The 7,225-nt window shown below is 64.1% G+C and carries 10 protein-coding genes; 3 read left to right on the plus strand and 7 right to left on the minus strand.

The features are described 5' to 3' along the window. Positions 1–65: 65 nt before the first annotated feature. Genes IEZ27_RS31965 through IEZ27_RS31975 form a run of 3 tightly spaced genes read right to left on the minus strand, consistent with a single transcriptional unit; the run spans position 66 to position 1,059 of the window. Positions 66–383 (minus strand): hypothetical protein, encoded by a 318-nt coding sequence (locus IEZ27_RS31965; RefSeq protein ID WP_189650619.1) that lies wholly within the window; start codon positions 381–383, stop codon positions 66–68. Then, entirely contained in the window at positions 380–646 is a 267-nt protein-coding gene (locus tag IEZ27_RS31970) for a hypothetical protein (RefSeq protein WP_189650620.1), read from the minus strand. The genes IEZ27_RS31965 and IEZ27_RS31970 overlap by 4 nt, the downstream gene beginning before the upstream one ends. Next, positions 646–1,059: a plasmid replication, integration and excision activator gene (locus IEZ27_RS31975; protein WP_189650621.1), complete on the minus strand. Its 414-nt coding sequence runs from the start codon at positions 1,057–1,059 to the stop codon at positions 646–648. The genes IEZ27_RS31970 and IEZ27_RS31975 overlap by 1 nt, the downstream gene beginning before the upstream one ends. A 190-nt stretch (positions 1,060–1,249) precedes the next feature. Here IEZ27_RS31975 and IEZ27_RS31980 point away from each other — a divergent pair, with 190 nt between their 5' ends. Further along, positions 1,250–1,639: a hypothetical protein gene (locus tag IEZ27_RS31980; RefSeq protein ID WP_189650622.1), complete on the plus strand. Its 390-nt coding sequence runs from the start codon at positions 1,250–1,252 to the stop codon at positions 1,637–1,639. A 14-nt stretch (positions 1,640–1,653) separates the two neighbouring features. Here the strand turns inward: IEZ27_RS31980 and IEZ27_RS31985 are convergent, their stop codons facing one another. From IEZ27_RS31985 to IEZ27_RS31995, 3 genes are all read right to left on the minus strand, one after another. Next, positions 1,654–2,346: a GntR family transcriptional regulator gene (locus tag IEZ27_RS31985; protein WP_229824531.1), complete on the minus strand. Its 693-nt coding sequence runs from the start codon at positions 2,344–2,346 to the stop codon at positions 1,654–1,656. Between the two features lie 287 nt (positions 2,347–2,633). Then, positions 2,634–2,918 carry a hypothetical protein gene (locus IEZ27_RS31990; protein ID WP_189650623.1) on the minus strand — a complete coding sequence of 95 codons (285 nt, stop codon included), beginning with the start codon at positions 2,916–2,918 and terminating at the stop codon, positions 2,634–2,636. Beyond that, on the minus strand, positions 2,915–3,118 hold the full coding sequence (locus IEZ27_RS31995; protein WP_189650624.1) for a hypothetical protein: 204 nt from the start codon (positions 3,116–3,118) through the stop codon (positions 2,915–2,917). Before IEZ27_RS31995 ends, IEZ27_RS31990 begins: the two co-directional genes overlap by 4 nt. Before the next feature lie 142 nt (positions 3,119–3,260). Between IEZ27_RS31995 and IEZ27_RS32000 the strand changes: the two genes are divergently transcribed. After that, the gene (locus tag IEZ27_RS32000) at positions 3,261–4,550 is read left to right on the plus strand and encodes a hypothetical protein (RefSeq protein WP_189650625.1); all 1,290 of its coding nucleotides are present in this window, start codon (positions 3,261–3,263) and stop codon (positions 4,548–4,550) included. A 5-nt stretch (positions 4,551–4,555) separates the two neighbouring features. On the opposite strand, the gene IEZ27_RS32005 is transcribed toward IEZ27_RS32000, so the two are convergent. Beyond that, positions 4,556–5,464 carry a hypothetical protein gene (locus IEZ27_RS32005; RefSeq protein ID WP_189650626.1) on the minus strand — a complete coding sequence of 303 codons (909 nt, stop codon included), beginning with the start codon at positions 5,462–5,464 and terminating at the stop codon, positions 4,556–4,558. A gap of 1,024 nt (positions 5,465–6,488) precedes the next feature. Between IEZ27_RS32005 and IEZ27_RS32010 the strand changes: the two genes are divergently transcribed. Then, positions 6,489–6,860, plus strand: coding sequence for a hypothetical protein (locus IEZ27_RS32010; RefSeq protein WP_189650627.1), 372 nt, complete (start codon positions 6,489–6,491; stop codon positions 6,858–6,860). The last annotated feature ends 365 nt before the right edge of the window (positions 6,861–7,225 follow it).

Here is a 7,225-nt window from a genome sequence, read left to right on the forward strand (position 1 = left end):
ATGTGGAGTCAGGGGAGAACCGAGGGGCCGCCGGAAGTTGCCGCTTCCAGCGGCCCCGCCTCATGTCAGGTCACCGGGTCGGTGGCGTCCTGGTCGTTGGCCGTCTGTTCGGCGTGCAGTTGCTCGCAGTCGGCCAGGTAGCGAGCGGCGGCGTGGAAGATCTCGCGGGCGATCTTCAGGTCGGCGTCGGTGACCGGCCCGGCTCCGGTGGTGGAGATGTGCACGTTCGCCTCAACCGAGCTGAACGTCAGGTACGGGCGCGGGCTGCCCAGCAGGAGACCGGCACGGACGCTGAGGGCCGGCGTGTGGAAGGAGACGCCGACGTGCGGCGTGGACTCCGGTTCTAGGGACAGGGCGACGTAGGTGTACGGGCGGTCACTCATGCGGCGACCCCCTTGCCGTCGGGCAGCCCGTAGAAGCTGCGCTCGATGGAGCGGGCGAAGCGGGTGGCCGCGTGAGCGAGCTGGCGGGCGAACTCCAGGTCCTCCACCGTCACCGGCCCGTTGGTGGTGACCAGGACGGAGGTGGCGCCGAAGTCGAGCGCCAGGACGGGCTCACTGCGGGTGAACGGGTGGTTCATGGTGCGGGCGGCGTGCCCGGTGGTCAGCCGGATCACGCTGTTGCGCGGGGTACGGCGTCGGGTCATCAGGCGGCGTCCTTTCCGGTCTTGGCCGGCTGGGCGGTCTGGCGGGGAGCGTGCATCTGCTGGACCTTGATTGAGTAGGCGAGGCGTCCGTTGCCGTTGACGTACGGGGTGACGGACATGCCGTCGAACTCGACCGGCGTGAACGGCAGCCCCGGCATCGGCTGCGGCGGTACCGGCTGGACCGGAGCGAGGATCTTGACCGCGACGGTCTTCTGGGCGGGCTTGAGGGTCGGGTCACCGTCCATGACCGCGACCTGCCAGACCAGCTCTCCGGTCTGCTTGTCGCGGGCCTGCACGAACCGACCGCTGGACGAGGCGTCGAAGTCCTTGACGGGCTCGACCTCGCCGACGATGTAGCAGCCGTACGGGAAGACCATGGCGAAGGTGACGGGGATGGGGCCTTGCAGAGCCATAACAGGTTCCTCTCTTGGATGACAGGCACTCAACCTATCAAGTAGCTAGACCGTAACTCTCCGCAGCTTGATAGGTCAAGTCACTAGGTGTGAAGTGACGGCCATGTCACTAGTGAGATAGACAGTCGCCTAAGCCGATGGCCCGACATCTGGGGAGGATCTAGTGCGAATCCTGTGGGGTTGCTTAGCCGTGGTCGTGATCGCCCCGCTGATCGGGCTGTTTCTGCTGATCATGATGCCGGTATGGCGGGACGACGCCCGTTTCGACGACTTCCATGAGCGCGTGCTCGCCTATCCGCTGCCGCCCAGAACTCAGGACCAGGGCGGCGGCGACGCGACCTTCGGCAAGATCTCGGGCGGGAACGGCGACTACTGCGAGTACCGCGTCCAACTGGTGCTGCAGACCGGCCTGTCTCAGGGAGAGATTCGCACCTACTACGACAAAGCCCGCATCAGGGGAGCCGACGACGAAGAAGCGCGGATCTCTCTGCGCTTCGGCCAGGACACGGGAGACGACATGGAAGTCACCGTGGAGTTCAGCGACATCAGCCCCAGTGATTGGGACTTCCGCTGCACCTAGAGACGGCGGCCGGATCAGGCGATCGGGTAGGCGTCTTCCAGCTCGTGCCGGTCGGCGGGAAGCAGGACTTCCACGACGGTGAGAGGCCGGCCGGAGGCGTCGCGGACCGCGCCGAAGACGGCCAGGAGCGGCTGGTTCTTCGGCATCGCGAGCTGCTTGGCCTCGTCGGCCGAGGGCATGCGTGCGGTGATCTGTTCCACGATGTGATCGAAGCGGACGCCCTTGCGCGCCTGGAGGTGTTCCCGGAAGCCCTGTCTCAGGGGTTCCCCGCTGGTGAGGTCTGTTCCTTCGGAGAGCTCCAACGGCAGCCAGAGTGACACCAGCTCGGTCGGCTCGCCATCACGTGTGATCAGACGCCGCCGTACGAACGTCTTGTTCTTGGGCTGGAGATCGAGCAGAGCGCTGATCCGGTTGGGGGCGGTCACCGCGCCCACTTCGACGACCTCGCCCGTGGCGTCGGTCTCCGGCTTGGTCAGGTACGCCTGCCCCGGTCGCTTCTGCTCGAGGGAGGCCATCGCCGGTCGGCCGCGTACGAAACGGCCCTTGCCCTGCTGAGACTCGATCCACCCCTGCTCACGCAAAACGCGCAGGGCGGCGACAACGGTGGGACGGGAGACGCCGAACTCTTGGATGAGCTGGTTCTCGCTGGGGAGGAGCGTGCCTGGTGGGTAGTCTCCCGACTCGATGCGCCTCTGGATAGTCTGCACAAGCTGCGCATACTTAGGCGGCACGGACTCTAGCGACATCATGACCGTCCAACAGCCGACAGGTTGTTTTACCAAGTTTGAGCGTAACCGGCTTGCCGCCGGCTGTCCACGCGGTTCGCGGAAGCGGAAGCTGTCCATGGAGAACCGGCAGGCAGCGCAGCGGCCGGGCTGGGAAGGGCGCCGCGGGGGTCGCCACTGCAACTGCCTGCCGGTTGGAGCACGGCGAGGCAAGACGGTGAACCTTGCCCCCTCCGGAAGGCATCACGCCGCCTCGCCGTGCCCGTCCATTACCTGGCGACGTATTCGGCCAGGACGTTCGCCGCGCCCTCCGGGTCGCTGGTCGGGTGCCGCTTCTCGGCGTTCTGCCAGGAGTAATAGGCACCGCCGTACCCGACGAACACCCACACCGGCAGCCCCGGCCCCTGCTTGTGAACCAGAAGCACGCTGTTGTTGTCGCGCAGCTCGGCATTGACGCCGAGGGCGGTGAGCCGGTCACGCAGCCGGACGAGCATGGTGCCCTCGTCCTCGCCGTGCGGGAAACCCGCTTCCACCGCCTGAATGATCGAATTCATTTCACGCTCCCTTCGGCCCGGCCGCTTCCGAGGCAGTCGAGACACTCCCGCTCCTCACTCAAGGTCTGATCGTCGTCGTCGCCGATGAGGAGCGCACGGCGTGAGTCACGCAGCTTGATCCCGCGTCCCCGGCAGGCGGGGCAGCACGACGTCTTGCTTGTCTCGTCTGGCCGGGTCACCGTCGCCATCTCCTCGTTCATCCGGCGTTCCCTGTGGCGGGAGGCCGCGTGACGTACCGTGGTTGCTTGATGACAAGTCCACCGTCAACCGCGTTGCTGCAGGACCCCTGAACGGCCCCCTTGTTCCCCCTTTCGAGCCCCCAGCCGGGAGGAAGACCCGCAGATGCCCGAGTACATCCCGAACGTGCGACTTCGCGCCTGGCGCAATGAAAAGCACTTGTCCCGCGTCCAGATGGCCGAGCAGATCAATGCCACTCCCGTCGGTATCGCCGAACGACTGACCTGCGACGAGGAACGCGTCCGACGCTGGGAGGCCGGCGAAGTCCGATGGCCCCGCACGCCGTACCGGCTCGCACTGACGCAACTGACCGGCCTGGAACCGGAGGCACTTGGGTTCATCCAGGGCAGGCAGAACGACAGCCGCCTCATCGAAGCTCGCGTCATCCCAGCCGACGCGCTACAAGCCGAAGCCGATCTCTACGGGACGATGGAACTCGCCCAACAACTCCAGGCGTCCGACGTCGGAACCGGCACCCTGGAAGCCCTCGCCGAAGCCGTCGATCTGTTGTGCCGCGCCTATCCCGTCGTGCCCGCAAGCACACTCAGGGATCGCACCCAAAAGCGCTTGGCACAGATCAACCGCCTGCTTGCCGGACGCCTCACCCTTGATCAGCATCGCGAACTGCTCGTGATCACGGGATGGCTCACCGCTCTGCTGGGATGCGTCCACTACGACCTGGGGGAGAGGGAAGAGGCCGAGACCGCCCGACGCGCCGCGTTCGAGATGGGCCGCCAGGTCGGACACGGCGAACTCATGGGCTGGGCACACGAGATGTCAGCATGGTTCGCCCTCGTCGAAGGCCGCTACGAAGACGTCGTCACCGCCGCCCGCATGGGCCAAGCCGTCGCCGGCACCAGCAGCGCTATGGTCCAACTCACCTTGCAAGAGGCACGCGGCCTGGCCCGAATCGGAGACCGCCGCGAAGCCGACCGCGCCCTGACGCGCGGAGCCGAAGTCCTCAGCAGCCTGCCCATGCCCGAGCACCCGGACCACCACTTCGTCTTCGACCACGCCAAGTGGGTCTTCTACGCAGCCACCTGCTACACCTGGCTCGCCGACGACGACCGCGCTGAAGAACACGCCCGCGAAACCATCCAGATGCACACCCGCCCCGACGGCACCTCCAACGCCCCCATGCGAGTTGCCGACGCACATATAGATCTCGGCATCGTCCACGCCCGACGCGGCGACCTTGATGCAGCAGTTGGCGAGGGCCTAGCCGCTTTTGATATCGATCGGCGCTCCCTTACGGACCTCGTCAACCGCGCAGGAGACTTGGACCGCGTCCTACGTCAGCGCTACCGGCGCGAAGCCCTTGCCAGAGAGTTTCACGAACGTTTTGTGACGGCACGGCAGGCCCTCGCGAACCGACGCCCAGACCTACTCGATTGATTAGATTATTCTCTGTCCCACCAATCTTTCAAGTCGTCAACCACTAGATGATCTTTAAGTTCTCGTTTGAGCCATCGCAATGTCTTTGGGTAGACCCTCTTTGGGCTTCTGACCCTCACATGGGGTATCTCGTCTGGGTCTAGCCGCCAGGGCGAAGAGTCAGAATCCCTTCTTAGGGGATAGGCGTCCAGTTCTATATCTATAATCGTCCACTCGTTGGTTCTATCTCCCAGGCAGCATCTGAAGCGTGCAGTTGGATGGCTATTCGTCGAGGGACGATCATTGGCGTATGACTCGTAGAGCTCACACCACTCCTTGATAGATGTGCCTGCTTGCCATTCAAATAGGGCAACCTGGCCAGGGAGTAGGAGGTAGGGTGCGCGACCAAGATTCAGTGCCATCGGTAGATCGATGTGTTCTGGGTGAAGTTTTGACTCGCCCTCGGCGAGTCTCATGCCTTCCGGTCGAACTTGTATAGACGAGGGGGAGTCATTTCTAATAACGCCTCGTACGAGGAATTCTAGATTGTCAAGCCCTTGAATGCCTCCATCCTTGATATCCGTGGGCGGAGTGATGCTTTTAGATGCCCTGTCGGCATCTTTGAGAAATATTTGATAAGAAATCCAATGGGGACCTTTAATGGTCTCTATTCCTATGATCAAATTAGGAGCATTGGCGTCTATTCGTGTCCGGGCGGCATCAAGGACGGCAATTTCGTTCGCCAATCCAGAGCGATTAGATTCTCTGGCAGCCTCGTAAGCTTGCAGGACTTGCTTCTCGGCAGCTTGCACCTGCTCGCATGCAGCCTGGGCCTGAATGCGAGCTGCAGCGGCCTGCGTTCTTGCGTACCGTAGAGCCCATCCGGAGACCCCAAACGAAGCCAGCGATATTCCAATCGCAATCCAATCCTCCATGGGTACAAGGGTACGATGCAGCCAAGGAATCAGTAAGCCATAACTGGGAATGCGTTCCTATCGAACCCTCTATCGAACCCTCAGCGGTTGCCGAGTTGTTCTTGTATGGATCAAGCGGCGGCGCGGCGCGCCGCCGTACCCCCGGCCCTCCGCCCGCCCGCCGTCCGGGCGTGCGGCCTGGGGGCCGGTCCCGGACGGCGGCGGGACACCGGGCCGGGCACCGCACGCCGCGCCCGCCGTACCAACCGAACACTTCGACCAGGGTTGCCGCGCCGCCGGAGCGCGCCAGCACGTTCCGCCTCTACAAGCTCCGATCCTCACGCCAACGACGTCGTTGCCACCACGCCCAATCCGAATCGGGCGACGTAGGCGGCATCGGTGAGGTTCGGCGGAGGTAATACAGGTCAACGGGCAGGACCAAGGCATACAGATGCGCCCTGGCCCACGGCGGTAAGCCGATGAGCGCCTGTTGAAGTCGCCGGCGGGGCGCATCACCGGTGCACTCATGGCACTCGCACCTGAAGAAGACGCGGTCAACGGTCCCCATCAGGGCCGCCTCCTGCCAAGCCGCCAGGGCCGCCGCCACCGCGCCGGGCCACATGCGGGTGTGTTCGAGGGCGATCACCGCGGCCATGGGACGACGGCCAAGCCCGGGAACATGATGGATCACAGCTCTGTGGGTCCCACACACCGATCCCCGTGTGCGGACCTCGGAAGGGCGCCTACGCGGCATGGCCCTTTCTGATTGATGGCATAACCACGATGATCGCATACGAGGGCGTGTCATCTAAGGAAACCATGCCTCCGGCGGGGGCGCTCCAGCTCCGGGATGATGGTTATGCGTCACGCCGGGGTCGTAGGTGGTTGAGGCGGAAGCCTGATCATCCCGTCCGCCATCGACCCGGGACAAGCCGAGCAGACCAGGGCCATGGCCCGCTTCCCCTTCGGGCGGGTCGACAGCAGACGGGATGATCAGGCGGGCGGGAGCTTGCGCAGGCGCGCCCACCTCAGAAACCCTGCCGTCATGCTCACCGTACGGCAGCTCCTCGATTACCTCGAAGGTCTACCCGAAGACACTCCCGTAGTGATCGACGTCCGCCCTGGCGATGAATACGTCCAAGTTGACGACGTCACCAGTACCAACGAAAGCGGACCCGGACCCCGCACGCCCATGCGCATCGAGCTGGCGACACGCAGAGTTCAGCGAGACGCGATCCAACGAGAGCTTGGCGAACTACGCGCGGCGCTCTGTCACACCCTGGGCAAGTTCCACAGGGAACCTGGTCCCCAAGGGCTGACGATCATCTCAGTACTCTCGGACGAGGAGATCTTCAACGAGATCCAGAGACTTCGTACGATCGCCGAGTCCGTCGAGGAGCAGAACTCAGAGCTGTGATCGCCGTGCCATTAGCGTGCCACTAGGCTCCGCAGTGCGGCCGAGAAGCCCTGATCAAGCTGCATGGTTGCGGGCGAGGGGAGCAAGATCGCCGTGCCATTAGCGTGCCATTAGCTCCAGGCTGGTCGCTTCCAAGCAGGTGGCGCCGACCTTGGGAGGCCCAGGCCAGCGGCACGTAGAGCCGATCATGGCTCCTTACAAGCAAGGGGTCACTGGTTCGAACCCAGTACCGCCCACCAGCAGAAGAAGCCCCGTTTCCCATCTTGGGTTCTAGGGTTCGTTGCAACACCCCAGCTCTGGGGATGCGATGGACTTCGAGATCCGCAAGGTGCGCAAGGCGCAGGGGCCGAAGAAGCTCCGGGCCG

The organism is Nonomuraea spiralis, assembly GCF_014648435.1.
GTDB classification, from domain to species: Bacteria; Actinomycetota; Actinomycetes; order Streptosporangiales; family Streptosporangiaceae; genus Nonomuraea; species Nonomuraea spiralis.

Coding starts and splice junctions, on each gene's coding strand:
- IEZ27_RS31965 (WP_189650619.1), bottom strand. CDS start 383: ATGAGTGACCGCCCGTACACCTACGTCGCCCTGTCCCTAGAACCGGAG.
- IEZ27_RS31970 (WP_189650620.1), bottom strand. CDS start 646: ATGACCCGACGCCGTACCCCGCGCAACAGCGTGATCCGGCTGACCACC.
- IEZ27_RS31975 (WP_189650621.1), bottom strand. CDS start 1,059: ATGGCTCTGCAAGGCCCCATCCCCGTCACCTTCGCCATGGTCTTCCCG.
- IEZ27_RS31990 (WP_189650623.1), bottom strand. CDS start 2,918: ATGAATTCGATCATTCAGGCGGTGGAAGCGGGTTTCCCGCACGGCGAG.
- IEZ27_RS31995 (WP_189650624.1), bottom strand. CDS start 3,118: ATGAACGAGGAGATGGCGACGGTGACCCGGCCAGACGAGACAAGCAAG.
- IEZ27_RS32000 (WP_189650625.1), top strand. CDS start 3,261: ATGCCCGAGTACATCCCGAACGTGCGACTTCGCGCCTGGCGCAATGAA.
- IEZ27_RS32005 (WP_189650626.1), bottom strand. CDS start 5,464: ATGGAGGATTGGATTGCGATTGGAATATCGCTGGCTTCGTTTGGGGTC.
- IEZ27_RS32010 (WP_189650627.1), top strand. CDS start 6,489: ATGCTCACCGTACGGCAGCTCCTCGATTACCTCGAAGGTCTACCCGAA.